Genomic DNA, 25,638 nt, shown 5'->3' with positions numbered 1-25,638 from the left:
GTGAAAACCCTGGACTGGAATACCCTTTTGGGCGAGCGGGCCAGGCGCATCCAAGCCTCCACCATCCGGGAGCTGCTAAAGCTCACCCAGCGCCCCGGTGTCCTCAGCTTCGCCGGGGGGCTTCCCGCCCCTGAGCTCTTCCCCAAGGAGGAGGCGGCAAGGAAAGCGGCGGAGATCCTAAGTAGCCAAGGCGAGGTGGCCCTGCAGTACGGGCCCACGGAGGGCTACTTCCCCCTAAGGGCCTGGGTGGCGGAATGGGTTGGGGTAAGCCCCGAGGAGGTCCTCATCACCACGGGAAGCCAGCAGGCCCTGGACCTCCTGGGCAAGGTCTTTTTGGACGAGGGAAGCCCGGTTCTGTTGGAGGCCCCCAGCTACATGGGGGCCATCCAGGCCTTCCGGGCCTATGGCCCCCGCTTCCTCACGGTGCCGGCGGGTGAGGAGGGGCCGGACCTTCAAGCCCTGGAGGAGGTCCTGGAGCGGGAACGCCCCCGCTTCCTCTACCTCATCCCCTCCTTCCAGAACCCTTCCGGGGGGCTTATGCCCCTCGAGGCCCGCAAGCGCCTTCTGGAGATGGCGATGGAACGGGATTTGGTGGTGGTGGAGGACGACGCCTACCGGGAGCTCTACTTCGGGGAACGCCGCCTGCCAAGCCTTTTTGAGCTGGCCCGGGAAGCAGGGTATCCCGGGGTCATCTACCTATGCAGCTTCTCCAAGGTGCTGGCCCCGGGCCTACGGGTGGCCTTCGCCGTGGCCCAGCCCGAGGTGATCCTCAAGCTCACCCAGGCCAAGCAGGGGGTGGACCTGCACACCCCGGTCCTCAACCAGATCCTGGTGCACGAGCTGGTGAAGGAGGGCTTCCCAGAACGCCTGGAAAGAATCCGCGCCACCTACAAGGCCAAGGCCCAGGCCATGCTGGAGGCCCTGGACCGGGAGATGCCCAAAGAGGTCGTCTACACCCGGCCCAAGGGGGGGATGTTTGTGTGGATGACCCTCCCCGAAGGGCTTTCCGCCGAGGCCCTCTTCCAAAGGGCCATGGAGGAGAACGTGGCCTTCGTGCCCGGAGGCCCCTTCTTTGCGGGCGGGGGTGGGGAGAATACCCTGAGGCTCTCCTACGCCACCATGGACGAGGAGCGGATAGCAGAAGGAATCCAGGGGCTGGCTAGAGCCTTAAAGGGTCTACTCGCCTCTGCCTAAGAACAGCAAAGGCTCCCTCTTACGAAGGGCATCCACCAAGGCGTCCACAAAGACCTCACCCTTTCTTACCGTTTCCTCTGGGTCCAGCAAACTCGGCTGGCTCCGCGTGTCTATCTCCACCACCCAATGCCCTTCAATCAGCCCCTGCGCCCATAGAGGAGGCTCCCTTTTGGAAAGCGCTGCCAGGCCCTGCTTGAAGCGTTTATAAAGAGGCTCCAGCTCATTGCCTATGGGCCGCTTGCCCTCCCTAGGAGCTCCGCGGTCCAAAACCGCCACATATCCCACCACTACCTCAGGAAAAAGCATCTGTACCGAGGATACCTCACCTATAAGGTCGTCCAAGCGGTTGGGCCAAGCTCCCGAGGGATTAGCCAAAATGGATTTAAGGGATATCAGGATGCGGGGTTTTTTCAAGATTCCCTTTCCTCCAGGGTAGATTAAGCCCAGGTCCCAAGACTTCTCCCGGGCTAAGCCAGGCACCTTTGCTTCTTTTTGTAGATATGGTAAGAGGTGTGACGGTAACCGTTGGCCTAACCTACTCAAAAGGTAATCCGCCAAGGGATCCTGGCGTCTACTGCTGGTAACTGCTGATCCGAGCATCCGCTGGAGTACCCCTTCCAGCTCATGGGCTAAGGCGTTCAGCTCCATCCACCACCTCCAAGACCAGGCGCCCCCGGGGTACCGCCCGGGCAAACCGCTCCTGGGCCAGCCTTCCGTAGCTGGGCACCAGCTCCACGCCTATTGCGTGGCGCCCGTGCAGGGCGGCGGCTATGAGGGTGGTGCCGGAGCCCGCAAAGGGGTCTAGCACCACATCCCCCACGAAGGAGAACATGCGGACAAGCCTCTCTGCCAGCTCCAGGGGGAAGGGGGCTGGGTGGGCTTTGGTGCTTTCGCCGGGGATATCGTCCCAAACCTGCCGGAACCACCGCCCGAAAAGCTCCTTGGGGATGCGGCTCTTCTCTCTCTGCTCAGGAGTGGGCTTCCGATACCCCCCCGGCTTTCTCTGCATGAGGATGTACTCCACCTCGGTTTTGATGATGGCCCCGGGCTCGTAGGGCTTCCCCAGGAAGAAGCCGGGGCGGCCCGCCTCGAGGTGGGCGTTGGTGTGCTTGAGCCACAGGATGGGGTTCAGGTTGTCAAAGCCCAACCGCCTGCACCGCACCTGGATGTCCGCGTGCAGGGGGAAGACCAAATGCCTGCCAAACCGCCTCCTGGACACGGCCACATCCCCCACCACCACGATGAGGCGCCCTCCGGGAACCAGCACCCGGTAGACTTCCCGCCAGACCTCATCCAGGGCATCCAGAAAGGCCTCATAGTCCTCCAGGTGTCCAAGCTGTCCCGGCAAGTCCTCGTAGCGCTTCAGGTTCCAGTAGGGGGGAGAGGTGAGCGCCAGGTGTACGGAATCCGGAGGCAGGGAGGAAAGGGCCCTGCGGGCGTCCCCTATGAGGAGGCGGTGGCGGCTCGCAGGAAAAGTTAGGGGAGCCTCCTCTTTTTCCCCCACCATTCCCACCTTGCTACTAGAAACAAGTTCCTTTAAAGAGCTCATTTACTGTCAGTATAGTGCCCTGGAAATCTCCTCCGGCCATCTCCCCCCCAAGGCCTCCCAGGCCTGGACCATATCCAGGGGCACCGGGGCCAAAAACTCCAGGATGCGCCCGGTGCGGGGATGGGGAAGGCGAAGCTCGTAGGCATGCAGGGCCTGCCGCGGGATGTGGGGGCTTTCCCGGCCGTAGACCGCATCCCCCAGGATGGGAGCCTTCAGATGCCTCAGGTGGACCCGGATCTGGTGGGTGCGGCCGGTGTGGGGCCTGGCCTCCACCAGGGCGTAGGGCCCGGCCGTGGCCAGGACCCGGAAATCGGTCTCCGCATAGCGGGGCGCGATCCCCCCCACGTGCATCTTGTGCCGCTCCACGGGATGCCGGCCTATGGGGGCGATGAGGGTGCCCTCCTTGGGATGCCCTTCGGTGATGGCCAGGTAGCGCTTCATCACCAGCCTATCGCGGAAGGCCCGGGCCAGGGCCTCGAGGGCCCCCCCATGCTTGGCCACCACCAGGACCCCGCTGGTCTCCTTATCCAGGCGGTGCACGATGCCGGGGCGCACCTCCTCGGGCCGCTCCGCCTCCTGGGGAGGGAAGTACCGCCCCAACAGGGCGTTGACCACGGTGCCCGTGTACACCCCAGGAGCCGGATGGGTAAGAAGCCCCGCGGGCTTATTGAGGACCAGGAGGTCCTCATCCTCGTAGAGCACCGGAATGGCCAGGTCCTGGGGGGCTACGAAGGGCTTTTCCTCCGGGGGAAGTACCCGAACCTCCTCCCCCTTGAGGCGGTAGGAGGGCTTTTCCACCACCCTCTCCCCCACCTGGACCCGTCCCTGGGCGATCCACTCCTGGGCCCGGCTTCGGCTCACCCCGCAGGCCTCGGCCACCGCCTGGTCCAGGCGCACCCCCTCCATGCGAAAGCGCACCACGCCCTCCATGATACGAACCCCGGCGCGGCTTCCGCCACGCCGGGAACCCTAGGGGCCTACATGAACCGCTTCCGCCTCTTGTAGGCCTTTACCTCCTTGAAGCTCTTGCGCCCGCCCCCTTTGGCCACCCCCAGGTAGAACTCCTGCACGTCGGGGTTCTCCAGAAGGTAGTCCCGGTCCCCCTCCAGAACGATCCGCCCGGTTTCCATGATGTACCCGTAGTGGGCGATGGAAAGGGCCACCCGGGCGTTTTGCTCCACCACCAGGACCGTGACCCCCTCCTCGGCGTTCACCCGGGCCACGATGTCAAAGATCTCCCGCACCAAAAGGGGAGCCAGGCCCAAGGAGGGCTCGTCCAGAAGGAGAAGCCGGGGCCTGGCCAGAAGGGCCCGGCCGATGGCGATCATCTGCTGCTCGCCTCCCGAACAGTAACCGGCCAGACGGTTCCTGAGCTCAGCCAGGCGGGGGAAGTAGTGGTAGATGCGGTCCAGGTCCTCCCTCAGGTGGGTGTCCTTACGGGTCAAGGTGCCCACCCGCAGGTTCTCCTCCACCGTGAGGTGCTTGAAGACCCGCCGGCCCTCCAGCACCTGGACAATGCCCATCCTCACGATCTCCTCGGGGGGGCGGTTATGGATGGGCTTCCCCTGGTAGAGGATCTCCCCCCTCACCACCCCCCCGTCCTCGGGGATTAGGAGGCCGGAGATGGCCCTTAAGGTGGTGGTCTTCCCGGCCCCGTTGGGGCCCAGGAGGGCGGTGATGCGCCCCTCAGGGACCTTCAGGGAAACCCCCCGCAGGACCTGGATGATGTCGTGGTAGACCACCTCGATGTTGTTGACCAAGAGGAGGGTGGAGCCTAAGTCTTCGGGGCGCGTGGGGTTCAGGCTCATGGCGAGGGGAATGCCCGGGGGAATCCCCCCGGGCTAAAGGGTTTACTTGCCGTAGTGCACCTTGCGGAAGAGGGCCGAGGTGAAGGGCTCGGTCACGGGGACGAAGCGGCCACCCTTGGCCTCGAGGATCCGCAAGCCCTCCGCCCCGGTGTGCTCGCTCTTGGTGAAGTCGATCTCAATGCCCTGCTTGGTGGAAACGGCAAACCCCGGCTTGAAGGCGTTGGGCCCGTTCATCCCCACGAGGGCCTGGTAGACGGTTTCCCCCGTGATGCGCTTGAACCGCTCCTGGGCCCGGCGCATGGCCTCCACGGCAATGGCGGTGGCCAGCATGCCGTTGGTGTAGTTCACGCTCTCCACGATGGCCTGTGGCCGCCCGTACTTCTGCCCGAGCTCCTTCTGCAAGCGGATACCCGGGGCATCCTCGTGGAACATGTAGAAGCTGGTAGCCCAGAGGAATCCCTCCGCCGCATCCCCCGCCAGCTTGACCAGGTCGGGGCCACCGGTGTAATGGGCCCCCAGTTGCTTCATCTTCTTGTCCAGACCCAGGCGCTTGGCATCCTTCAGGATGTTGGCCACGGGGCCGGCCACGTTCTGGTGGACGATATACTCCACCCCTGCCGCCTCAAAGCGCTTCAGGAGGGCGGTGTTGTCCAGGTTGCCCGCCCCCACCTCCTGAACATCCACGATCTGAAGCCCCAGCTGGGCCGCCGCCTTCCGGGCATCGGCCACCGGGGCCCGGCCGAAGGGGGAAGGGTGCACCACCAAGGCCACCTTAGCCCCCTTCTTCTGCTTGGCGATGTATTCCAAAAGGGCCACCACCTGCTCGGAGTAGGTGGAGGTGGGGATGAAGAAGTAGTCGTTGTTGGGTGGGTCGATGAGCTCCACGTGCATGGAAGCAGGAATGGTGGGTACCTTCACCTCCTGGATCAGGGACTTGAGCTGCAGGTTGGCCCCGGTGGCGTAGGAGAGGAACACGGGGATCTTGAAGCGGTCCAGGGCCTCCTCAAAGAAGCGCTGGGTGTTGGCGTTGTTGTACTGGTCATCCCGCACTAGGCAGTTTAGGACCACCCCAGGGATCAGCTTCCTCTCGTTGGCGTACTTGCAGTAGTCCTCCACCGCTGCCCCGTAAGGAGCCCCCGCATCCGAGGTGGGGCCGGTGATGGCCCCCGACCACAGGATGGTCACCTGCTGCTGGCCCAAGGCCAGCCCCGCCATCGCCAGTAGACCGAACCAGAGTTTTCGCATCTGCCTCACCTCCCATTGCCAACCCCATAAGGGGGGTTGCCTAGTACTTGAAGGGCCAGGTGCGGAAGTAGCTTCGCACGATCCGCCACCAGTTGTAAAGCCCCCGGGGCTCAAACATCAGGAAGAGCACGATGATAAGGCCGAAGGCCAAGGGCCTCAGGGCGCTGGCCACATCCACCCCGGCCATGCTGAAGCCCAGGCCCTTGATGAGGTGGGAAAGGGCTTCCATGTTCACGTCCAAAAGCTCCAGGAAAACCGGTCCCAGAAAACTTCCCACCAGGGTACCCAACCCCCCCACGATGGCCATGGCCAAAAGCTTGATGGAAACCGCGAAGGTGTAATCCTCTATGACCACAGCCCGGGAAAGGTAGGCGTAGAGCACCCCCGCCACCCCCGCGTAAAAGGCCCCCAGGGCAAAGGCGAAGAGCTTGGTGCGGCCCGGGTCCATGCCCATGGCGTCTGCGGCCCGGTCGTTGTCCCTCACCGCCACCAAGGCCCTCCCGTAACGGGTGCGCAGGAGGTTGCGGAAGAAGACCGCAAGGAGGACCAAAACCACCAGGGAAACATAGTACCAGAAGTGGAAGTGGGTGCGAAAACCCGCCTCGTAACCCAAAAAGCTGGCCCGGGGCATGTCCATGGCCCCGCCCTGTTTGAGAAGGGGCATGTGGCCCACGGTCCACTCAAACACCACCTGGAAGGCCAAGGTGGCCAGGGCCAGGTACAGGTGCTTCACCCTGAGGCTCGGAATCCCCACCAGAAAGCCGAAAAAGGCCGCCACCCCCCCGCCCAAGGGGACCACCAGCCAAAAGGGGAGCCCCTGGGGGGCAAGAAGGGCCGCGGTGTAGGCCCCCACCCCCATGAAGGCCGCCTGGCCGATGTTGATGAGGCCGGCGTAGCCGGTGGTGATGTTCAGCCCCAACACCGCAATGCTGTAGACCAGGATCAGGTCCAGGATAAAGACCTGGGTGCGGGAGAGGAACTGGGGCAAAACCAGGAGAAAACCCAGGAAGAGGAGAAGGGAGACCAGCTCCCGATGGGTGGCGAAGATGCTGGTGTCCTGTTGGTACGAGGTGCGGTAGTTTCCGGTCTGGGCCCAGGGGTTTCTCATACGCGCTCGATCTCCTCCGTGCCGAAAAGGCCATGGGGCTTAAACCAAAGGACCAAGAGCAGCACCAGGAAGGGGAAGACGTCCCGGGTGCCCCCACCGGGGATAAAGGGGTCCAGAAAGCCCGCGGCCAGGTTTTCCAAGACCCCGATGAGGATCCCCGCCACCACCGCCCCCGGGATGGAATCCAGCCCTCCCAGGATCACCACGGGGAAAACCCTGAGGCCGATGTGCACCAGGCCGTCCAGGTTGAGGCCGGAGATGGTCCCCACCACCATCCCCGCGGCCGCCGCCGTAAGCCCCGCCGCCGCCCAGGCCAGGGCGAAGACCCGTTCCACGGAAACCCCCAGGCTCATGGCCGCCATCTGGTCGTCGGCCACGCTGCGCATGGCCACGCCCAGGGTGGAGCGCTGGAAAAACCAGGTGAAGGCCAGGAGGAAAAGCAGGGTGAAGGCCACCGCAAGGAGCTGGGCGTAAGAGATCTGGACGCCCAGAAGGGTGAGGCCCCCTGCGGGAAGGAAGCTGGGGTAGCTAAAGTTCCCCGCCCCGTAGGGGGTGAGGTGGATGAGGCCGTCCAGCAGGGAGGCCAAGCCGATGGTGGCCATGATGACCGAGATGATGGGCTGGCCCACCAAGCGCTTGAGGAAAACCCGCTCCACCCCAAAGCCCAAAAGGGCGGTCAAGGCCAAGGCCAAGGCTGCGGCCAGGAGGAAGGGTGCCCCCAGGGACACCATGGCCCAGTAGGCCAAAAAGGCCCCGATGGCGATGAACTGCCCCTGGGCGAAGTTCACCACCCGGCTGGCCTTGTAGATGAGCACAAAGCCCAGGGCCGCCAAGGCGTAGACCAAACCCAGGACGATGCCGGAAAAAAGGAGCTGCAAGAAGAAGCTCACACCGCCACCTCCTCCCTCAGGTCCAAAACCGGTACCCGGGCCCGCACCCGCTGGACGGTCCCGTCCTGGTAGCGGTATTCCGCCTCCACCTCCACCGCCTGGGTCTGGGAATACAAGGCCTCCACCAGGGGCGCATACTTCTTGGCGATGAGCCCCCGGCGCACCTTGCCGGTGCGGGTGAGCTCCTCATCGTCGGCGTCCAGAAGTTTGTAGAGCAGGACAAAGCGCCGGATCTTGAGGTCGTCGGGAAGTTCCCTGTTCACCTTCTCCACCTCTTGGCGTATGAGTTCAGCCACCTCGAGCTTCAAGGAGAGGTCCAAATAGGTGGTGTAGACCAGCCCCCGGTCCTCCGCCCACTTGCCCACCGTCTGGGGATCTATGTTGATGAGGGCCGCCAAGTAGGGCTTGCGGTCCCCGAAGACCACCGCCTCCTTGATGTAGGGGGAGAACTTCAGCTTGTTCTCCACGAACTGGGGGCTAAAGACCGTGCCCTTCTCCGTGCGCATCACGTCAGAGAGCCGGTCGATCACCACCAGATGCCCGTCCTCCGTGAGGTAGCCGGCATCCCCTGTGTGGAGCCAGCCATCCCGGAAGGTTTCCGCCGTGGCCTCGGGGCGCTCCCAGTACCCGGCGCAGACCGCATCGGAGCGGCAGAGGATCTCCCCCTCCTCGCTGATGCGGACCTCGGTGCCGGGGATGGGCAGGCCCACGGTATCGTGGCGCACGTCCCCGTCCCGGTGGACAAAGGCGATGCCGATGATCTCCGTCTGGCCGTAGATCTGCTTGAGGTTCACCCCGATGGCGTGGAAGAAGCGGAAGACATCGGGGCCCAGGGCGGCACCCCCCGTATAGGCCCGCCTTAGGCGCAAGAAGCCCAGCTGGTCCCGTAAGGGCTTGAAAAGCACCTGGTCCGCCAGCCAGTAGGAAAGGCGAAGCCCCAGGGGCATGGGCTTTCCCCGCATGCGGTACTCCGCCGCCCGGTAGCCTATCTTGAGGAGCTTCTCGTAAACGAAGCGGTTGAAGGCGTAGCTCTCCGACATGCGCACCCAGATGCCGCTTTGGATGCTCTCCCAGACCCTGGGAGGGCTGAACATCACGTGGGGTCCGATCTCCTTCAGGTCCTGCATGGCGGTTTCCACCGCCTCGGGGAAGTTCACGGCAAAACCCCCTGTGAGGGCCATGGCCACCGACATCATCTGCTCCCCGATCCAGGCCAGGGGCAGGAAGGAGAGGTAATCGTCCGTGGGCAAGAGGGGGTCCACCTCCTGCAGGGCCACCCCCATGTGGATGAGGTTGCGGTGGCGGAGCATGGCCGCCTTGGGCCGGCCCGTGGTGCCGGAAGTGGAGGAGAGGTGGCAGACCTCCTCGGGGCTCGCCTCGAGGAGGAGCCTTTCCACCGCGTCGGGGTTTTTCCTCCGGTGCTCCCGGCCCCGCTCCAGCACCTCTTCAAAGGAAAGGAGCCAAGGGTCCCGGTAGCCCCGCATGCCCTTGGGGTCCTCGTAGATCACGTGGCGGACCGTGGGGATCTCGCTTCGGATCTCGTAGAGCTTGTCCACCTGCTCCTGGTCCTCCGCCAGAACAACCCTGGCCCCGGTGTACTGGAGCATGTAGGCGATCTCCGCGGGGAGGCTGCTTTGGTAAACCCCCACGCTGATCCCCCTCACCGCCTGGGCCCCCAGCTCCGCGTAGAGCCACTCCGGGATGTTGTCGGCGATGATGGCCAGCCTCTCTCCGGGCTGGAACCCCAGGGCAAGGAGGCCGTGGGCGAAGAGGAGAACCTGCTCATAGTACTGGGCATAGGTGATCTCATTCCAGATCCCGTAGTCCTTTTCCCTCAGGGCCACCCGGTCCCCCTCCTTTTCCGCCCTGAGGCGGAGAAGCTGGGGCAGGGTGTAGCGTTTCATCTCGTGGGAGGGCCTTAGGGCCTTCATGCCTCCACCCCCAGGTAGGCCTCCTGGACCCTGGGATTCCTGGCCACCTCCTCCGGGGCCCCCTCGGCGATCACCTGGCCGAAGTCCAGCACATAGACCCGGTCGGAGATGTCCATGACCACGGAAAGGTCGTGCTCGATGAGGATCACCGTGGTACCCCGGGCCCGGATCTCCAGGATGAAGCGGACCATGTCCTCCTTCTCCTCGAGGGTCATCCCGGCCATGGGCTCGTCCAGAAGGAGGAGCCTGGGGGAAAGGGAAAGGGCCCGGGCCACCTCCACCCGCTTCCTGACCCCGTAGGGAAGGTTACCCACCAAGGCCTTGCGGTAGGGTTCCAGCTCCATGAAGTCGATGACCTCCTCCACCACCCGACGGTTGTCCACCTCCTTGGCCAAGGCCTTGCCGTAAAAGACCCCGGCTTGGAGCAGGTTGTAGCCCAGATGGGTGTGCCGGGCCAGCATGAGGTTTTCCAGCACCGTGAGGCCCGAGAACAGCTCTATGTTCTGAAAGGCGCGGGCAATGCCCAGACGGGTCACCTCGTGGGGGCTTGCCCGGGTGATCTCGTGCCCCTCAAAGAGGATGCGACCTCGCTGGGGATGGTAGAAGCCGGATATGCAGTTTAAGAGGCTGGTCTTCCCCGCCCCGTTGGGGCCGATGACGGAAACCAGCTCCCCCTCTTCCACCGCCAGGGAAACCGAGGAAAGGGCAGCCACGCCGCCAAAGGTTAGGGTGATGTTCTCCACTAAAAGCTGGGCCACAGACCTCCTCCCTAACAGCCGTTTGGGGGGAAGTATAGGGGAAAGCCCAGAGGAATGTCAACGCTCTCTTGCCAGGGTGTAAAAAACCGTTAGACCCCGTACAGCCCTTCTTATGCTACACTCTTTAGGGTATTGGGGGCCAAGGCCCCAGGGAGGGAAATGGATGAAAAGGACCTGGCAACCCAACCGGAGGAAGCGGGCCAAGACCCACGGCTTCCGGGCCCGCATGAGGACTCCAGGCGGCAGGAAGGTGTTGAAGCGGAGAAGGCAGAAGGGCCGCTGGCGCCTCACCCCCAGGGTGAACACCTGAGCCAGCCCCCCCCTCTGGCGGGGGGTAAACTCCTTTCCCTTAAGGGCGACCGGGCATTCCAAAGGCTCCGCCAAGGACGCATGGGGCGGGGCCGTTTTTTAAGCGTCAAGTGGCTCCCCGCCCCCGAGCTTAGGGTGGGGATCGTGGTGTCCAAGAAGGTGGGCAAGGCGGTGGTGCGCAACCGCATCAAGCGCCGCCTAAAGGAGATCCTCCGCCGCCTCCACCTTCCCAAGGCCCACCTCCTGGTGATCGCCAACCCCGAGGCTCGGGAGGCCCCTTACGCCGAGCTCTTCCAAGACCTCATCCGCGCCCTCAAGAGGAGCGGACTGATACAATAGGCGGCGTGCGCGGCTTACTGATCCTTCTGGTCAAGGCATACCGCAGGTTCATCTCCCCTCTGAAACCCAAGACCTGCCGCTTCCACCCCACCTGTTCCGCCTATGCCCTCGAGGCCCTCGAGCGGCATGGGGCCTTCTGGGGAAGCTACCTGGCCGTCAGGCGCATCCTGAAATGCCATCCCCTGCACCCCGGCGGGCTGGACCCGGTGCCCCTGGTCTTCCCGCCCCGAAAACCCGCTAACCCAAAGGAGGCCCGATGAAAAGGCTCGTATCCCTGCTTTTCCTGCTGGGCTTAGGCGCCCTGGCCCTCGAGGCGGGCTTCAAGGACCAGGACGTAAACGGGGACGGGGTTCCGGAGAAGATCGCCGTCACCAACCTCATGGACCTGGCCTTCGACCAGAAGGGCCAGGTGGTGGGCTGGTACGTGAAGACCTACAAGGGCACCGCCTTCCACGACTACACCCGCGCCCCCAACCTGAGCGGCAACGGCCCCGTGGTGGCCCCGGTGGGCTTTACCCCGGAGGAGGCGGAGTACCAGGTGGAGGATGGCCGCCTCCTGGCCCGCTTCCAGGGTCGGGAGGGTACCCTCACCTACCGCATCGAAAAGGGGCGGTACACCGTCCAGATCAGCGCCGACTTCCCCCTCACCCTAAGGCTTTCCGCCCAGGGAAGCCCCAAGGTGCTCCTAGAGGGCCAGAAGGAGCCCACCCCTAGCGGGGAGGGCCAGCTGGCCTACCTGGCCTGGCAGACCAGGCCCAAGGCGGGCTATGCCCTGGTGGCCTTCGCCCAGGGGCCCCTATCGGGGAAGCTGGTGGGCAAGGAGGCCACCCTTACCCTGGCTCCCGGGGAAACCCTGAGGGTCTACGGGGGCCAGAACGAGCTGGTGCGCTTCCACGTGGAGGGCCTTCTCCCCCTTCCCGGGCTCTTTTCCCCCAACATCTGGGGGCAGCTTTCCTTGGGGCTTCTCTGGCTCATGGAGGTGGCCTTCCGCTACACGGGTAGCTGGGGCCTGGCCATCCTCTTCCTGACCCTGGTGGTGCGCCTCCTCCTTTGGCCCCTCATGCACCAGCAGTTCAAGAGCATGGCGGAGATGCAACGCCTCCAGCCCCTCATCCAGAAGATCAACGAAAAGTACAAGGACGACCCCAACAAGCGGGCGGAGGCCACCATGAAGCTCTACCAGGAGCACAAGGTGAACCCCGCCGCCGGCTGCCTCCCCCTTTTCATCCAGATGCCCATCCTCTTCATCCTCTGGAAGGTGATCGCCAACTACGAGTTCGGCCAGGGCCTCCTCTGGATCCCCGACCTGGCCCTCCCCGACCCCTTCTACATCCTCCCCGCCCTCTACGTGGCCTCCACCTTCCTCTCCTCCTGGCTTTCCGCCCACGGGAACAAGGACCTCATCCGGCAAAGCCTCTTCATGAACCTGATCTTCATTTTCCTGGTCCTGCAGTTCCCCTCAGGGGTGACCCTCTACTGGGTGCTCTCCAACCTCATCGGCCTGGTGCAGCAGTGGCTGATCAACAAAAGCCTCAAGCCCCTGGCGGCGTAAACTGAGGGCATGGACGAAAGGAAAAAGAGCATCGACGACCTCCTCTCCGACCTGGGGGTTTTGGAGGAAGCCCCGGTGGAGGTGGAGCTTAAAGAAGCTGGGAAGGCGGGCCCCGCACAGAAAGGGCCCAAGGAGGTTTTGGAAAACTTTCTGGTGGGCCTCTTGCTCCGCCTGGACCCCGCCCACTACGTGGAGATCCGCCAGGAGGGCAACCTCCTCAAGGCGGAGGTCAAGGGGGGGGATCTGGGACGCTTCATCGGCAAGGAGGGGCGCACCTTAAAGGCGGTGGAGTACCTGGCAGGGGTGGTGCTGGCCAAGCATTTCGGCGGGGCCTACCGGGTGGTTCTGGACGCCGCCGGTTACCGCAAGCGCCAGGAGGAGAGGATCCGCAGGATCGCCGAGGAGGCCGCCCTCGCCGTGGCCATGACCAAGGAACCCCTCCACCTCCCCCCCATGCGCCCCTCGGAAAGGCGCATCATCCACATGCTCCTCAAAAACCACCCCCAGGTGACCACGGAAAGCCAGGGGGAGGGGGAGGAGAGGCACGTGGTGGTCTATCCCCGTGATCAGGCTCCTCCGGGAACTGGAGAGGAGGCTTAAGGCCAAGGGGCTCCCGGAAAGGGAAGCCTGGGACCTCCTGGCCTTGGCCTCGGGCCTTTCCCGGAAGGACCTCCTCCTCGGCCTATCCCAAACCCCGCCCCCGGGCACCGAGGCCAGGGCCCTGGCCCTCTTGGAAAAGCGCCTCGAGGGCTATCCCTTGCAGTACCTGCTGGGGGAGGTGGAGTTCTTCGGCCTGCCCCTAAAGGTGGCCGAAGGGGTGCTCATCCCCCGGCCCGAGACGGAGGGCCTGGTGGAGCTGGCCCTAAGGCTTCCCCTGCCCAAGGCCCCCCGCATCCTGGATGTGGGCACGGGCACGGGGGCCATCGCCCTAGCCCTGAAAAAACACCTTCCGGAGGCCCAGGTGTGGGCCACGGATACCGATCCCAAGGCCCTGGCCTTAGCCCGGGAAAACGCCCGCAGGCTGGGGCTGGAGGTAACCCTTCTCCTGGCGCCCCTCACCGGTGGGGTGAGGGATCTGGACCTGATCCTTGCCAACCCCCCCTACCTTCCCGAGGCCTACCGGTCCCAGGCCCCCAGGGAGCTGGCCTTTGAAAGCCCCCAGGCCCTCTACGCGGGAGGGGAAGGGCTGGATGTGGCCCGGCCCCTGGCCCAGGAGGCTTGGAAGGCCCTAAGGCCAGGGGGGTTCCTCCTCCTGGAACTTGCCCCGGAAAACGTGGGGCTTCTGGCCCGGGAACTGCAAGCCGCAGGCTGGGAGGGAGTAGAGGTGCTAAGGGATTTGGCGGGTCGGGACCGGTACCTCCGGGCCCGGAGGCCCCCCCAGGAGTTGGAAGGAGAGAAGGGGCCTCTCCGTGGTCCATAGCTCCTTGGCCGCCACCACCCCCACCCGCACCACCCCCCTTCTCCCCTGAAGGAGGGAAAGCCCGCGGGCCAGCTCCTCAGGGGAGGGAAAGGTGGCGTACTCCGGGGCGTACCCCGCCTGCAAAAGCCTTTGCCGCACGGCCTCCCCCAGGCCCTCGAGGACCTCCTGGTTGCGGGCCTGGGTGGAAAGGCGGAAGGTGCGGGCGGCCAGAACCTCCCCGGCGGCGAAGGCCTTGCGCTCGGGATAAAAGCGCACCCGAACCAAGAGCCTTCCCTCCCGGTACCCCGCCCCCTCCAGCACCGCAAGCCCTGGGCCTTGGGGAGCGTCCAAAAGCTCCACTCCCCGGAAACCCTGGAAAAGGACCCGGCGCTCGGCCACCCGCTCCAAGGCCTCCCTTCCCTCCTCCGCCCCCAGGCGCACCTCCCCCAGGTAGAGGCCCTGGCTGAGCCGGACCAGGCTTTGGGAAAGCTGGCCCCTCTCCCCTTGGAGCACCTCCGCCTGCACCAAGAGGTTTCTTACCCTTTCCTCCGTCTGGCGAAGCTCCTCCCGGGCCTTGGCTAGGCTGGCCTTAAGGGCCTCCACCTCCTGGAAGAGGGCCTGGCGTTGCCGCCGGGTTTCCTCCAAGCGGGCTAGGGCCTTTAGCACGTCTTCCTGCAGGCGCCCTTTTTCCTCGGTTAAGCGCGCCCTTTCCGCCTCCGCCCGCCTGGCCGCCTCCTGGAGGGCTGCCAGCCGTTTTTCCAAAACCCGCACCTCCTTGGCCTTCTGAGCCAGCTCCTGATTCCGCTTCTCCAAGGCTTCGGCTAAGGCCTGGCGCTCCGCCTCGAGGGCCGCCCGCTCCTTGGCCAGGGTCTCCTTCTCCCTCTCCAGGGCCTTCACCTGGGAGGCTAGGGCCTTGGCCTCCTCCTCCAGGCGGCTTCTCACAACCCCGGCCTGCTCCAGGGCCTGGGCCAGGGTTCTCCTTTCCTCCCTTAGGGCGTTGAGCTCCGCCAGAGCCCTGCTGGCCTCGGCCTCCATGGCCGCCTTGGCTTCCAAGAGGACCTGCTGCTCCCTCCTAAGCTGGTCCCGTTCGGCGCGGATGGCCTGGGCCTCGAGGATCACCTCCCGGGCCTCCCGGAACACCAGGAGAAACCCCAGGTAGCTGAAGAGGGCGATCCCCACCCCCGTGAGGACCGCCACCAGGGTGGCGGTCTGCCGGGGCCTCAGGCCAAAAAGGCGGTAGTGCCGCTTCCCCGCCCACTTGGCCACCTTGTCCCCCAGGTAGGCCACCAAGGCGGCAAGGAGGAGGATCAGGATGAGAAGGGCCCAGAAGGTCATGGCCTAAAGCTCGTAGTCCTCTCCCAGGTAGTGCCTCCTCACCCCCTGGTCCCGGGCGAAGGTATCGGGATCCCCGTGGAAAAGAATCTGCCCGTCGTACATCACGTAGACCCGGTCGGTGATGGCCAGGGTCTCCCGCACCGCGTGGTCGGTGATGAAGACCCCCACCCCCCGCCTTTCCCTTAACTCGGCGATGACCTTTTGGATCTCTTTCACGTTTTTTGGATCCACCCCGGTAAAGGGCTCGTCCAGGAGGATGAAATCGGGGTCGGTGCAAAGGGCCCGCGCCATCTCCAGCCGCCTCCTCTCCCCCCCGGAGAGGGCGTAGGCCATCTGGTCCTTGAGGTGGTAGATGGCCAGTTCCTCCAAAAGGGCCTTGGCCTTCTCCAGGCGCTCCGCCCGGGAAAGGGGCTGGAACTCCAAGACGGCCAGGAGGTTTTCCAATACCGTCATCCTGCGGAAGGCGGAGGGCTCCTGGGGGAGATACCCCAGGCCCAGCCGGGCCCGGCGGTACATGGGAAGGCGGCTCACCTCCTGCCCCTTAAGGAAGATCCGCCCTCCCGTGGGACGGATGAAGCCCACCATCATGTAGAAGGTGGTGGTCTTCCCCGCCCCGTTGGGGCCAAAGAGGGCCACGATCTCCCCCCGCTTCAGGCTCAAGTCCACCCCCCGCACCACCTCCCTGGGCCCATAGCGCTTGCGCAATCCCTTAGCCAGAAGCTCCCCGTCCATTACCCTAAAGCCTAAGCCCCAACCTTTAGCCCCGGGTGAGATAATGGGCGAGGTATGGTGGTGACCCGCATCGCCCCAAGCCCCACGGGGGACCCCCACGTGGGGACGGCGTATATCGCCCTTTTCAACCACGTCTGGGCCAGGAAGAACGGGGGGCGCTTCCTGGTGCGCATTGAGGACACCGACCGCACCCGCTATGTGCCGGGGGCGGAGGAGCGCATCCTGGCCGCCCTTAGGTGGCTTGGCATCTCCTACGACGAGGGACCGGATATCGGCGGGCCCCACGGCCCCTACCGGCAGTCGGAACGCCTACCCCTCTACCAAAAGCACGCCGAGGAGCTCCTCAGGCGGGGGTGGGCCTACCGCGCCTTTGAGACCCCAGAGGAGCTGGAAAGAATCCGCAAGGAAAAGGGTGGCTATGATGGCCGCGCCCGCAACATCCCCCTCGAGGAGGCCGAGGAACGGGCGAGGAGGGGCGAGCCCCACGTGATCCGCCTCAAGGTGCCGAGGCCCGGCACCACCGAGGTAAAGGACGAGCTCCGGGGAGTGGTGGTCTACGACAACGGGGAGATCCCCGACGTGGTCCTCCTCAAGTCCGATGGGTACCCCACCTACCACCTGGCCAACGTGGTGGACGACCACCTCATGGGGGTGACGGATGTGATCCGGGCCGAGGAATGGCTGGTTTCCACCCCCATCCATGTCCTCCTCTACCGGGCCTTCGGCTGGGAGGTGCCCAAGTTCTACCACATGCCCCTCCTGAGAAACCCCGATAAGACCAAGATCAGCAAGCGGATGGGCCATACCTCCTTGGAGTGGTACCGCGCCGAGGGGTTCTTGCCCGAGGCCCTGCGCAACTACCTGGCCCTCATGGGCTTTTCCATGCCCGATGGGCGGGAGATCTTCACCCTGGAGGAGCTCATCGAGGCCTTCACCTGGGAGCGGGTCTCCCTGGGAGGCCCGGTCTTCGACCTGGAGAAGCTCCGCTGGCTTAACGGCAAGTACATCCGCGAGGTCCTCCCCCTGGAGGAGGTAGTGGAGCGGACAAAGCCCTTTTTAGAGGCAGCGGGGCTTTCCTGGCCCAGCGAGGCCTACCTAAGGCGGGCGGTGGAGCTCATGCGCCCCCGGTTTGACACCCTAAAGGAGCTTCCGCAAAAAGCCCCCTACCTCTTCAGCGAGGACTACCCCTTCACGGAAAAGGCCCTGGAGAAGTTGCGGGAAGGCCTTCCCGTGCTACGGGAGGTGGAACCCCTCCTACGGGCCCAGGCGGACTGGAGCGAGGCTGCCCTGGATGCCCTCCTCCGGGGCTTCGCCCAGGAACGGGGCCTGAAGCTGGGCCAGGTGGCCCAGCCCCTGAGGGCGGCCCTCACGGGGAGCCTGGAAACCCCGGGCCTTTTTGAGATCATGGCCCTCCTCGGCAAGGAGCGGGTCCTCGCCCGGCTGGCCCGGGCCCTTGAAGGGGGTGCTTCGTGAAACACCCCACAAGGCCGGGTATACTGGAAGCATGAAGCGACTTTTCCTTGCCCTCCTGCTGCTTTTGGGGATGGCCAGCGCCCAGGGTGCCATTCAGATGCGGTTTGGCCATGGGGAAGCCCTGGGCCTCACCTTCGGGGCAGGGCTGGAAAGCCACCTGAGGCAAAACCTCTCGGGCCGGATCTCCGCCATGCTGGCCCCGAAAGCGCCGGGGGTGGCCCTCGAGGCTGCCCTCCTCTTCAAACCCGACCTGGGACAGTACGACCCTAGCCTAAAGGGTTTCCTCCCCTACTTCGGCGGCGGGCTCAGCGCCGTGGTGGGGCCAAGCCTCACCGCCGGGGTGAGCTTCACCGGGGGTGTGGAGGGCCTGCTGGACCCCTACACGGGCCTTTTTGCCGAGGCCACTTACGTGTACGGCTTCGCCGACTTCCCCAAGGTCTGGCATCTTGCCCTGGGGGTAAGCTTCCGCTAAAGGCCCCAAGGCGGGGTGCGGAGCTTGCACAATAGGGAAACCATGGGCTTCTTCGACCGATTGAAGGCCGGCCTCGCCAAGACCCGGGAAACCCTCCTCAACGCTATCCCCTGGGGCGGCAACCCCGAGGAGGTCCTGGAGGAGCTGGAGATGGCCCTCCTTTCCGCCGACGTGGGCCTCGAGGCCACCGAGGAACTCCTGGCCGAGGTAAGGGCCTCGAGGCGGAAGGACCTGAAGGAGGCGGTTAAGGAGAAGCTCGTGCAGATGCTGGAGCCGGACGAGCGCCGGGCCACCTTGAGGAAGCTGGGCTTCCGCCCGCAAAACCCCAAGCCCGTGGAGCCCCAAGGACATGTGGTCCTGGTGGTGGGGGTGAACGGGGTGGGCAAGACCACCACCATCGCCAAGCTGGGCCGCTACTACCAGGGCCTGGGCAAGAAGGTGATGTTCTGCGCCGGGGATACCTTCCGCGCCGCCGGGGGCGCCCAGCTTTCCGAGTGGGGGAAACGCCTGGGCATCCCCGTCATCCAAGGGCCAGAGGGAGCCGACCCCGCCGCCTTGGCCTTTGATGCGGCAAGCGCCCGCAAGGCCAGGGGTTACGACCTCCTCCTGGTGGACACCGCAGGCCGCCTCCACACCAAGCACAACCTCATGGAGGAACTGAAGAAGGTGAAGCGGGCCATCGCCAAGGCCAACCCCCAGGAACCCAAGGAGGTCTGGCTGGTCCTGGATGCCGTCACCGGGCAAAACGGCCTGGAGCAGGCCAAGCGCTTCCACGAGGCGGTGGGCCTCACCGGGGTCATCGTCACCAAGCTGGACGGAACCGCCAAGGGCGGGGTCCTCATCCCCATCGTGCGCACCCTCAAGGTGCCCATCCGCTTCATCGGGGTGGGAGAAGGTCCCGACGACCTCCAGCCCTTTGACCCCGAGGCCTTCGTGGAGGCGCTATTGGAGGGCTAAACCTCCCTTCTCCTTTTTGCCCAGGGCAATAGCGGCATCCCGAGCCCCAGCAAAACCCCCAAGGTGAAGGTGGGCCTCCGTGAAACCCCACACCCCTCCTCCCAATAAAAGTTCTCCCCCTCCCTAAGGTCCGCTTCCCCCATGGGTCCCAGTCTCGCAGTATGCTCTCCCCATGAAGCGCGCCCCTTTCCTCCTGGCCTTCGCTTGGCTGGTGGCCCTGGTGGCCACCCTGGGAAGCCTCTACTACTCCGAGGTGCGCCTTTTCCTGCCCTGCGAACTCTGCTGGTACCAGCGCATCTTCATGTACCCGCAGGCGGTTCTCCTGGGCCTGGCCCTTTGGCGGCAGGATTTCGCCATCTGGCCCTACAGCCTGGCCCTCTCCCTGGTGGGAGCCGGGTTCAGCACCCTGCACCTTTTAGAGCAACGCTTCCCCGACCTCTTCACCCTGGCCTGCAAGCCCCCGGTGCCCTGCTCCGCGGAGTACATCCCCCAGTTTCCCATCCCCTTGCAGGCCCTGATCGCCTTCCTCCTCATCGCCCTCAGCATGGGGCTTTTGGCCCGAGAGGCCCGTCAAAGGGGGTAACCGAGGCCCTCGAGGACCGCCCGCACCCGATAGCCCAGGAGGTCCTCCGGAGGGTAGACCACCTGCACCCTTTCCCAAACCCCCCTCTCCACCTGGGCCATGGCCACCAGGGCGTGAAAGGGCTGAAGTAGATCCAGGCTAAGCCGCCCTCCCGCATAGAGGAGGAGGTCCACCCTCAAGGAAAGGGCCCGGGCCTCCTCGGGCCTCAGGGCCACGTGCCCCCGGGCCCGTTCCGGCAGGCGGGAGAGAAAACCATCCCCCTCGGCGAAGCTCCCGGCCACCACGGAAACCTGGCCCAAGGGCCGGAGGAAGGGGGCTAGGGAGGGCCGCAAAGGCCCAAGCCATAACCCCTTAGCCCCGGGGAAGTGGACGGAGAGAAACCGCTCCAAGGCCACCCCTTCCGTGTACTGCCCCACGAGCCCTCGCACCCGGGGGACCACCAGGTCCAAAAGCCCTGCCTCCCGGGCCTCCGCCTCCAGGGAAAGGCCTAGGGCTAAGTCCCTGGGAGGGGGCAAGGCCTCCGCCAGCACCGCCCCGGCCAGGCCCAAGGGGGCTAAGCAGGGGAAGAGGGCAATGGGGTCCTGGGCCTCCACGGGATAGGGGAAAAGGGGAAGCCTGGCCGTGGTCACCTCGGCCACCAGGCGGTCAAAAAGGCCAGAAGGCGCCCGCTCCAGGTAGACCAGGGGACGGACTTTCTGGTACTCCGGGCGCACGGCTTCACCCCACGGGCCTTAGGTCGGCATACTTGAGGGAAAGCCGCTTTAGGCCTACCCCTTCAAAGTGCACGGTCACCTCATCCCCCATGGCCGCCACCACCGTTCCCAAGCCAAAGCGGGGATGGACCACCTTCTCCCCGCCCCTATAGGCCCCGGGCTTGGCGGCCCGGGCCCCGCCGGGGACAGGGGAGGGGGAAGCCTTGGCCGAGGACCGGTAGGGGTCGTACTCTTGGTAAAGCCCCCCCTCCACCTCCTCCAGGAAACGGCTTGGCCGGGTGGGCTCCGTGCGCCCATAGACCTCCCGCTCCTCGGCATGGGAGAGGTAAAGCCTCTCCTGGGCCCGGGTCACCCCCACGTAGAAGAGGCGGCGCTCCTCCTCGAGGCCCTCCAGGGTGCTCAAGGAGGAGCGGTGGGGCAAAAGCCCCTCCTCCACCCCCACCACGAAGACCACGGGAAACTCCAGCCCCTTGGCGTTGTGCAGGGTCATGAGGGCCACCTTGCCCGCGGGCTCCCCCGGCTCCTCGGCCCGGGCGGTGAGGGCCACCTTATCCAGAAACTCCATGAGCCCCTCCGCTTCCTTGGCCGCCCTGAGAAGCTCCTCCACGTTCTCCAAGCGGTCCTCGTGGTCCTCCGGGTAAGCCTCCCGCAGGTAGGCGGGATAGTCGGTGGCCTCGAGGAGGTGGCGGAAAAATGCCTCAGCTGGGCCAAAGGCGAGTTCCTGGAGCTCCTCCATCAAGGCCAGGAAGTGGCGCAAGGGGGCAGGGCGAGGAAGCACCTCCGCCGCCACCTTAAGGGCCTCAAAAAGGGGAAGTCCCTTCTCCTTGGCGAGGGCCTCCACCTTTTCCACCGTGGCGGGGCCGATGCCCCGGGGAGGGGTGTTCAGCACCCGCTTCAGGCTCACCCCATCCAGGGGGTTCAGGCTCAGGCGGGCATAGGCCAAAAGGTCCTTCACCTCCGCCCGTTCAAAGAAGCCCACCCCGCCCACCACCCGCGCGGGAATCCCCCGGGAGGCCAGGGCCTGCTCCAGGAGGCGGCTTTGGGCATTGGTGCGGTAGAGGACCGCCACCCGGTCAAAGGGGGGCCCCAGGCGCCCGATCTCCTCCGCCACGAAGCGGGCCTCGTCCCGGGCATCCCGGGCCCGGTAGAGGCGCACGGGCTCCCCGCCCGGCTTCACGGGCCTCAAGGTCTTCTCCAGGCGCAGGGCGTTCTTCACGATGAGGGCGTTGGCAAAGCGCAGGATGGCCTCGGTGGAGCGGTAGTTCTCCTCGAGGCGGTACACCTTGGCCCCGGGGAAGTCCCGGGTGAACTCCAGGATGTTCTTGATGTCCGCGGCGCGGAAGGAGTAGATGCCCTGGTCCGGGTCCCCCACGGCCATGAGGTTGGCCTCCTCCCCCGCCAAAAGCTTGGTGAAGCGGTACTGCACGGGATTAGTGTCCTGGTACTCGTCCACGTGGATGAAGCGGGCCCGCCTCCTAACCCGCCTTAGGACCTCAGGGTCCCCCTCCAGAAGGCGCAGGGCATAGAGGAGGATGTCCCCGAAGTCCAAGGCCCCCTGGGACTTGAGGGCCTCCTCGTAGCGCTTCAGCACGTCCAGAAGCCTCCCCCGGCTGAGCCCGGCGTAGTAGTCGGGAAGCTCCGAGAGGAGGGACTCGGGGGCCTCCCCCCGGTTCTTGGCGCGGTCCAAAAGGGCCTTGAGGGGCCCAGGCCTGGCGGCGAGGCCCAGCTCCTTCAGCACCTCCTTGATGAGGGCGGTCTGGTCGTCCTCATCGTAGACCACGAACCCCGGCCTCAACCCCACCCTCTCCCCGTATACCCTCAGGATGCGCAAGGCGGCGGAGTGGAAGGTGGAAACCCAAAGTTCCCCCGCCCCCTTCACCATGTGCCTGAGGCGCTCCCGCATCTCCTCCGCCGCCTTGTTGGTGAAGGTAACCGCCAGGATCTCCGAGGGAAAGACGCCCCTTTCGGCGATGAGGTAGGCCACCCGGTGCACCACGGTGCGGGTCTTGCCGCTCCCTGCTCCCGCCACCACCAGGGCCGGCCCCTCAAAGTGCAAGACCGCCTGGCGCTGGGCCTCGTTTAGGGAGCGAAGGAGCTCGTCTCCAGGATGGCTGCTTTGGGGTCCCTGCATCCTCGAGGAACCGCGCTTGTCCTCCAGCTCCACGGGGGAGAGTGTACCACGGGGTAGACTTTAGGGCATGGAGCTCTACTCCACCCAAGACGGCTTCCTGGGAGAGATCGCCAAGGGGTTCACCTTCGCCCAACTGGCCCGGGTGGCGGCGGGGTTTGGCGCCCGGCTGGAGGCGGAAGGGGTCCGCCGGGTGGTGGTGGCCCACGACACCCGTTTTCTGGCCAAGGAGATGGCCGAGGAGGCGGCGGGGATCCTTGGGGGAATGGGCCTGGAAACCTTCCTCCTGAAAGGCCCTTCCCCCTTGCCCCTCTTCGGCTTCGCCCTGGAGGAACTGGAGGCGGCCGGGTTCTACCTCACCGCCAGCCGTAAGCCCCCCCGCTACCAGGGGGTAAAGCTCCGCCTGGGCCCGGGAAAGCCCCTCTCCCCAGAAGGCATCCTCCTCCCCCCAGAGGCCCCGCAAGGGCGGGGAAGCTTCCAGGTACTGGACCGGAAAAAGGCCTATCTGGAACACCTGGCCCAAAGCGCAGGGGGAGCCCAGGGGAAAGGGGGCGTGGTTTACCTGGACACCCTGGGGGGAGCAGGCGGGGGGGTGTTGCCCGGGGTCTGGAAGCTTTTGGGCCTCGAGGCGGAGCTTAGGGAACTCCACCCCCTCCCCCACCCCCTCTTCTACGGGGTGGACCCCGACCCCAAGCCGGAAAACCTCCCCACCCTCCTCGCCCTCATGAGGGCGGTGGAACCCCCGGCGGTGGGCCTGGCCCTGGATGGGGACGCGGACCGCCTTGCCGTGGTCCTACCCGGCGGGGAACCGCTTTCCCCGGAAGGGGTTCTGGAAAAGCTGGGACAGGCCCTGGAAGGGAGGGAGGTCCAGGCGGATGGCGAGGGAGGCTACCTCTTCCCCTGGCACCTCCCGGAAAGGGATCCCTTTCTGGCCGCCCTCCTCCTCCTCAGGGTCCTCCTATGAGGGAGCTTCTTCCCGGTCTCTACCTCCTTCCCGTGCCCATCCCCTACCCCTTGAAGACGGTGAACCTCTACCTCCTTAGGGGCAACGGAGAGGTGGCCCTCCTGGACACCGCCCTGGGCACCAAGACCGCCCGGGGCACCCTGGAGCTCAGTCTGGCGGAGCTCGGCCTTTGCTTTGCCGACGTCAAGACCGTCCTCCTCACCCACCACCACCCGGACCACTACGGCCTGGCGGGCTTTTTTGAAGGGCTTGGGGCCCGGGTCTTTTTGCACCAGGAGGAGCTAGGGCGGGGCCACCTCTTCTGGCTCCGGCCCGAGACCTTTGAGGAAGCCAGCTGGCGGCTTTTCCTGGACCACGGCACCCCGGAGGAGGCCCTTTGGGGCATCCGGGAAACCATGGCCAAGACCCGGGAGCGGGTCCATCCTCCCCAAAACCCCACGCCCCTGAAGGACGGGGAGGTGCTGGAGGTAGCCGGCAAGAGGCTCAGGGTCATCTGGACCCCAGGGCATGCGGACGGGCACGTGGCCTTCTATCTGGAGGAGGAAGGAATCCTCCTGGCAGGGGACGCCCTCTTGGAACGGGTATCCCCCAACGTGGGCCTTTGGGCCTACACCCGGGAGAATCCCTTGAAGGACTTTCTGGCGTCCTTGGAGCGCCTGAGGGAACTACCAGCCAAGGCGGCGTATGCGGGGCACTTTGGCCCCATTCCCCAGGTTGAGAAGCGGGCCCAAGAGCTCATCGTCCACCACCAGGAGCGCCTGGAGGCCCTGCTTTTCCACCTTCAAGCCCCCATGACCGCCTGGGAGCTCTCCTTAAGGCTTTTCCCCCAGGAGCTGGACGCCGCCGGCAGGCGCTTCGCCTTTGCGGAAACCCTGGCCCACCTGGAGTACCTGCGCCTCGAGGGGCACGTAAGGCGGGAAGGCCCCCCCTACCGGTACTTCCGGGCCTAAAACCCTTGCCCTACGCCGCAGGTGGGGGTAAACTTTGACCCGGTTCAAGGAGGTGCCATGCGTCCTTGGTACGCCCACTACGACCCCGGGGTCCCCAGAGAGGCCCCCAGGCCCTGGCTACTCACCGAGCTCCTAAGGGAAAACGCCCGCCGCCATCCCCACAAGCTGGCCTTGGAGTTCCTGGGGCGAAGTCTTAGCTACCAAAGCCTATGGCAGCAGGTGGAGGCCTTCGCCAAAGGCCTCCAGGAGTCCGGCCTGAAGCCGGGGGACCGGGTGGCCATCATGCTCCCCAACACCCCCCAGTTCGTCATCGCCTTCTACGGCACTCTCTTGGCGGGGGGCGTGGCGGTGAACACCAACCCCATGTACACGCCCCGGGAACTACGGCACCAGCTCAAGGACTCAGGGGCCAGAGCCCTGGTCATCCTGGACCTTCTTCTTCCCCGCTACCAGGAGGTAAAGGGGGAAGCCCCGGTGGAGGTCCTGGTGCGTACAGGTATCCAGGACTACCTGCCCTTTCCCCAAAACCTCCTCTACCCCCTGATGCTCCGCCGGAAAGGACAAGCCCCAGGGAGCCTCGAGGGCACCCCCTGGCGCGCTTTCCTTAAGCCAGGTAAGCCCCATCCCGTACCTCTAGACCTGGACGACCTCGCCCTTTTGCAGTACACGGGGGGCACCACCGGGGTGGCCAAGGGCGCCATGCTCACCCACCGGAACCTATCCAGCAACGCCCTCCAGGTCCGTTCCTGGATCCCCGATTTCCAGGAGGGAAAGGAGGTAGTGTTGGGAGCCATCCCCTTCTTCCACGTCTACGGCATGACCGTGGCCATGAACCTGGCCCTTTCGGGAGCGGCCAAGCTGGTCCTTCTGCCCCGGCCTGAGATCAAGCCCATCGTGGAGGCCATAGAAAAGCACCGGGTGACCCACTTCCCCGGGGTGCCCACCCTCTACGTGGCCTTCAACCACTTCCCAGGAATCGAGAAACGGAACCTAAAGAGCCTACGGGCTTGCATCTCGGGCTCTGCACCCTTGCCGGTGGAGGTGGCCGAGCGCTTTGAACGCCTTACGGGAGCCAAGTTGGTGGAAGGCTACGGCCTCACTGAGGCCAGCCCCGTAACCCACTGCAACCCCCTCCATGGCCCCCGTAAGCTGGGGAGCGTGGGCTTACCCTTCCCCGGGGTGGAGGCACGGGTGGTGGACGAGGAGGGCCAGGAGGTCCCCCTGGGGGAGGTGGGGGAGCTCATCGTCA

27 protein-coding genes are annotated in these 25,638 nt (G+C 65.3%); 14 read left to right on the top strand and 13 right to left on the bottom strand.

What is annotated here, in order from left to right:
- Positions 1-1,194, top strand: a complete 1,194-nt coding sequence (gene lysN, locus L0C59_RS06455) for a 2-aminoadipate transaminase (protein ID WP_243090468.1) — start codon at positions 1-3, stop codon at positions 1,192-1,194.
- On the opposite strand, the gene L0C59_RS06450 is transcribed toward lysN, so the two are convergent.
- From L0C59_RS06450 to L0C59_RS06410, 9 genes are read right to left on the bottom strand one after another with little or no spacing between them, the layout of a single operon-like run.
- Positions 1,177-1,842, bottom strand: coding sequence for a hypothetical protein (locus L0C59_RS06450; RefSeq protein ID WP_243090466.1), 666 nt, complete (start codon positions 1,840-1,842; stop codon positions 1,177-1,179). The two genes, lysN and L0C59_RS06450, sit on opposite strands and share 18 nt — an antisense overlap.
- The gene (locus L0C59_RS06445) at positions 1,817-2,701 is read right to left on the bottom strand and encodes a DNA-methyltransferase (RefSeq protein ID WP_243090464.1); all 885 of its coding nucleotides are present in this window, start codon (positions 2,699-2,701) and stop codon (positions 1,817-1,819) included. The genes L0C59_RS06450 and L0C59_RS06445 overlap by 26 nt, the downstream gene beginning before the upstream one ends.
- A 48-nt stretch (positions 2,702-2,749) precedes the next feature.
- Positions 2,750-3,673 carry an RluA family pseudouridine synthase gene (locus L0C59_RS06440; RefSeq protein ID WP_243090463.1) on the bottom strand — a complete coding sequence of 308 codons (924 nt, stop codon included), beginning with the start codon at positions 3,671-3,673 and terminating at the stop codon, positions 2,750-2,752.
- A 47-nt stretch (positions 3,674-3,720) separates the two neighbouring features.
- Positions 3,721-4,551, bottom strand: coding sequence for an ABC transporter ATP-binding protein (locus L0C59_RS06435; protein WP_243090461.1), 831 nt, complete (start codon positions 4,549-4,551; stop codon positions 3,721-3,723).
- A 42-nt stretch (positions 4,552-4,593) separates the two neighbouring features.
- Positions 4,594-5,796: an ABC transporter substrate-binding protein gene (locus tag L0C59_RS06430; protein ID WP_243090460.1), complete on the bottom strand. Its 1,203-nt coding sequence runs from the start codon at positions 5,794-5,796 to the stop codon at positions 4,594-4,596.
- A gap of 40 nt (positions 5,797-5,836) precedes the next feature.
- Entirely contained in the window at positions 5,837-6,904 is a 1,068-nt protein-coding gene (locus L0C59_RS06425; RefSeq protein ID WP_243090458.1) for a branched-chain amino acid ABC transporter permease, read from the bottom strand.
- Positions 6,901-7,794, bottom strand: coding sequence for a branched-chain amino acid ABC transporter permease (locus L0C59_RS06420; RefSeq protein ID WP_038040001.1), 894 nt, complete (start codon positions 7,792-7,794; stop codon positions 6,901-6,903). Before L0C59_RS06420 ends, L0C59_RS06425 begins: the two co-directional genes overlap by 4 nt.
- Positions 7,791-9,725: a long-chain fatty acid--CoA ligase gene (locus L0C59_RS06415; protein WP_243090456.1), complete on the bottom strand. Its 1,935-nt coding sequence runs from the start codon at positions 9,723-9,725 to the stop codon at positions 7,791-7,793. Before L0C59_RS06415 ends, L0C59_RS06420 begins: the two co-directional genes overlap by 4 nt.
- Complete coding sequence (locus L0C59_RS06410; RefSeq protein WP_243090454.1) at positions 9,722-10,483, bottom strand: ABC transporter ATP-binding protein; 762 nt, start codon at positions 10,481-10,483, stop codon at positions 9,722-9,724. Before L0C59_RS06410 ends, L0C59_RS06415 begins: the two co-directional genes overlap by 4 nt.
- Before the next feature lie 163 nt (positions 10,484-10,646).
- On the opposite strand from L0C59_RS06410, the gene rpmH reads away from it, so the two are divergent.
- The 6 genes from rpmH to prmC are packed head-to-tail and all read left to right on the top strand — an operon-like array spanning position 10,647 to position 14,103.
- Positions 10,647-10,793, top strand: a complete 147-nt coding sequence (rpmH, locus tag L0C59_RS06405; RefSeq protein ID WP_243090453.1) for a 50S ribosomal protein L34 — start codon at positions 10,647-10,649, stop codon at positions 10,791-10,793.
- The gene (rnpA, locus tag L0C59_RS06400; RefSeq protein ID WP_341474742.1) at positions 10,790-11,131 is read left to right on the top strand and encodes a ribonuclease P protein component; all 342 of its coding nucleotides are present in this window, start codon (positions 10,790-10,792) and stop codon (positions 11,129-11,131) included. The genes rpmH and rnpA overlap by 4 nt, the downstream gene beginning before the upstream one ends.
- A gap of 5 nt (positions 11,132-11,136) precedes the next feature.
- Positions 11,137-11,391: a membrane protein insertion efficiency factor YidD gene (gene yidD, locus L0C59_RS06395; RefSeq protein WP_243090450.1), complete on the top strand. Its 255-nt coding sequence runs from the start codon at positions 11,137-11,139 to the stop codon at positions 11,389-11,391.
- The gene (locus L0C59_RS06390; protein ID WP_243090448.1) at positions 11,388-12,683 is read left to right on the top strand and encodes a YidC/Oxa1 family membrane protein insertase; all 1,296 of its coding nucleotides are present in this window, start codon (positions 11,388-11,390) and stop codon (positions 12,681-12,683) included. The genes yidD and L0C59_RS06390 overlap by 4 nt, the downstream gene beginning before the upstream one ends.
- A gap of 9 nt (positions 12,684-12,692) precedes the next feature.
- A complete protein-coding gene (locus L0C59_RS06385; protein WP_243090447.1) occupies positions 12,693-13,283 on the top strand; it encodes a Jag family protein in 591 nt (196 codons plus the stop codon).
- Entirely contained in the window at positions 13,246-14,103 is an 858-nt protein-coding gene (gene prmC, locus L0C59_RS06380) for a peptide chain release factor N(5)-glutamine methyltransferase (protein WP_243090445.1), read from the top strand. Before L0C59_RS06385 ends, prmC begins: the two co-directional genes overlap by 38 nt.
- Here prmC and L0C59_RS06375 read toward each other — a convergent pair.
- On the bottom strand, positions 14,011-15,417 hold the full coding sequence (locus L0C59_RS06375) for a DUF3084 domain-containing protein (protein WP_243090444.1): 1,407 nt from the start codon (positions 15,415-15,417) through the stop codon (positions 14,011-14,013). The genes prmC and L0C59_RS06375 overlap by 93 nt on opposite strands.
- Positions 15,418-15,420: 3 nt before the next feature.
- Entirely contained in the window at positions 15,421-16,149 is a 729-nt protein-coding gene (gene lptB, locus L0C59_RS06370; RefSeq protein ID WP_243090442.1) for an LPS export ABC transporter ATP-binding protein, read from the bottom strand.
- A gap of 54 nt (positions 16,150-16,203) precedes the next feature.
- On the opposite strand from lptB, the gene gltX reads away from it, so the two are divergent.
- The 4 genes from gltX (at position 16,204) to L0C59_RS06350 (ending at position 19,634) form a co-directional block, all read left to right on the top strand.
- Complete coding sequence (gene gltX / locus L0C59_RS06365) at positions 16,204-17,622, top strand: glutamate--tRNA ligase (protein ID WP_243090440.1); 1,419 nt, start codon at positions 16,204-16,206, stop codon at positions 17,620-17,622.
- A 31-nt stretch (positions 17,623-17,653) separates the two neighbouring features.
- Positions 17,654-18,094, top strand: a complete 441-nt coding sequence (locus L0C59_RS06360; RefSeq protein WP_243090439.1) for a hypothetical protein — start codon at positions 17,654-17,656, stop codon at positions 18,092-18,094.
- A gap of 42 nt (positions 18,095-18,136) precedes the next feature.
- Positions 18,137-19,051: a signal recognition particle-docking protein FtsY gene (ftsY, locus tag L0C59_RS06355; RefSeq protein ID WP_243090437.1), complete on the top strand. Its 915-nt coding sequence runs from the start codon at positions 18,137-18,139 to the stop codon at positions 19,049-19,051.
- Between the two features lie 172 nt (positions 19,052-19,223).
- Positions 19,224-19,634, top strand: a complete 411-nt coding sequence (locus L0C59_RS06350) for a disulfide oxidoreductase (RefSeq protein WP_243090436.1) — start codon at positions 19,224-19,226, stop codon at positions 19,632-19,634.
- Here the strand turns inward: L0C59_RS06350 and L0C59_RS06345 are convergent.
- Both L0C59_RS06345 and L0C59_RS06340 read right to left on the bottom strand, forming a co-directional pair.
- Positions 19,622-20,347: a hypothetical protein gene (locus L0C59_RS06345; RefSeq protein ID WP_243090434.1), complete on the bottom strand. Its 726-nt coding sequence runs from the start codon at positions 20,345-20,347 to the stop codon at positions 19,622-19,624. The genes L0C59_RS06350 and L0C59_RS06345 overlap by 13 nt on opposite strands.
- Positions 20,348-20,351: 4 nt before the next feature.
- On the bottom strand, positions 20,352-22,478 hold the full coding sequence (locus L0C59_RS06340; protein ID WP_243090563.1) for an ATP-dependent helicase: 2,127 nt from the start codon (positions 22,476-22,478) through the stop codon (positions 20,352-20,354).
- A 67-nt stretch (positions 22,479-22,545) separates the two neighbouring features.
- On the opposite strand from L0C59_RS06340, the gene L0C59_RS06335 reads away from it, so the two are divergent.
- The 3 genes from L0C59_RS06335 to L0C59_RS06320 form a co-directional block, all read left to right on the top strand.
- Positions 22,546-23,439, top strand: coding sequence for a phosphohexomutase domain-containing protein (locus L0C59_RS06335; protein ID WP_279232572.1), 894 nt, complete (start codon positions 22,546-22,548; stop codon positions 23,437-23,439).
- Positions 23,436-24,389: an MBL fold metallo-hydrolase gene (locus L0C59_RS06325; RefSeq protein WP_243090433.1), complete on the top strand. Its 954-nt coding sequence runs from the start codon at positions 23,436-23,438 to the stop codon at positions 24,387-24,389. Before L0C59_RS06335 ends, L0C59_RS06325 begins: the two co-directional genes overlap by 4 nt.
- A 57-nt stretch (positions 24,390-24,446) precedes the next feature.
- Positions 24,447-25,638, top strand: a 1,192-nt coding sequence (locus L0C59_RS06320) for an AMP-binding protein (RefSeq protein WP_243090431.1), incomplete at its 3' end; no start/stop codon positions are given.

Source organism: Thermus neutrinimicus, from assembly GCF_022760955.1.
Classification (GTDB): Bacteria; Deinococcota; Deinococci; order Deinococcales; family Thermaceae; genus Thermus; species Thermus neutrinimicus.
Note: the sequence above shows the minus strand (reverse complement) of the source record. Positions and strands in the feature narration are given on the sequence as shown.

Bases quoted from the DNA above. Each gene is read 5' to 3' on its own strand.
- L0C59_RS06360 (WP_243090439.1), top strand. From the start codon at position 17,654: ATGAAGCGACTTTTCCTTGCCCTCCTGCTGCTTTTGGGGATGGCCAGC.
- ftsY (WP_243090437.1), top strand. From the start codon at position 18,137: ATGGGCTTCTTCGACCGATTGAAGGCCGGCCTCGCCAAGACCCGGGAA.
- L0C59_RS06350 (WP_243090436.1), top strand. From the start codon at position 19,224: ATGAAGCGCGCCCCTTTCCTCCTGGCCTTCGCTTGGCTGGTGGCCCTG.
- L0C59_RS06390 (WP_243090448.1), top strand. From the start codon at position 11,388: ATGAAAAGGCTCGTATCCCTGCTTTTCCTGCTGGGCTTAGGCGCCCTG.
- L0C59_RS06325 (WP_243090433.1), top strand. From the start codon at position 23,436: ATGAGGGAGCTTCTTCCCGGTCTCTACCTCCTTCCCGTGCCCATCCCC.
- L0C59_RS06445 (WP_243090464.1), bottom strand. From the start codon at position 2,701: ATGGTGGGGGAAAAAGAGGAGGCTCCCCTAACTTTTCCTGCGAGCCGC.
- L0C59_RS06450 (WP_243090466.1), bottom strand. From the start codon at position 1,842: ATGGAGCTGAACGCCTTAGCCCATGAGCTGGAAGGGGTACTCCAGCGG.
- L0C59_RS06375 (WP_243090444.1), bottom strand. From the start codon at position 15,417: ATGACCTTCTGGGCCCTTCTCATCCTGATCCTCCTCCTTGCCGCCTTG.
- L0C59_RS06415 (WP_243090456.1), bottom strand. From the start codon at position 9,725: ATGAAGGCCCTAAGGCCCTCCCACGAGATGAAACGCTACACCCTGCCC.
- L0C59_RS06425 (WP_243090458.1), bottom strand. From the start codon at position 6,904: ATGAGAAACCCCTGGGCCCAGACCGGAAACTACCGCACCTCGTACCAA.
- gltX (WP_243090440.1), top strand. From the start codon at position 16,204: ATGGTGGTGACCCGCATCGCCCCAAGCCCCACGGGGGACCCCCACGTG.
- L0C59_RS06430 (WP_243090460.1), bottom strand. From the start codon at position 5,796: ATGCGAAAACTCTGGTTCGGTCTACTGGCGATGGCGGGGCTGGCCTTG.
- L0C59_RS06335 (WP_279232572.1), top strand. From the start codon at position 22,546: ATGGAGCTCTACTCCACCCAAGACGGCTTCCTGGGAGAGATCGCCAAG.
- L0C59_RS06435 (WP_243090461.1), bottom strand. From the start codon at position 4,551: ATGAGCCTGAACCCCACGCGCCCCGAAGACTTAGGCTCCACCCTCCTC.
- L0C59_RS06340 (WP_243090563.1), bottom strand. From the start codon at position 22,478: ATGCAGGGACCCCAAAGCAGCCATCCTGGAGACGAGCTCCTTCGCTCC.
- L0C59_RS06440 (WP_243090463.1), bottom strand. From the start codon at position 3,673: ATGGAGGGCGTGGTGCGCTTTCGCATGGAGGGGGTGCGCCTGGACCAG.
- rpmH (WP_243090453.1), top strand. From the start codon at position 10,647: ATGAAAAGGACCTGGCAACCCAACCGGAGGAAGCGGGCCAAGACCCAC.
- lptB (WP_243090442.1), bottom strand. From the start codon at position 16,149: ATGGACGGGGAGCTTCTGGCTAAGGGATTGCGCAAGCGCTATGGGCCC.
- L0C59_RS06385 (WP_243090447.1), top strand. From the start codon at position 12,693: ATGGACGAAAGGAAAAAGAGCATCGACGACCTCCTCTCCGACCTGGGG.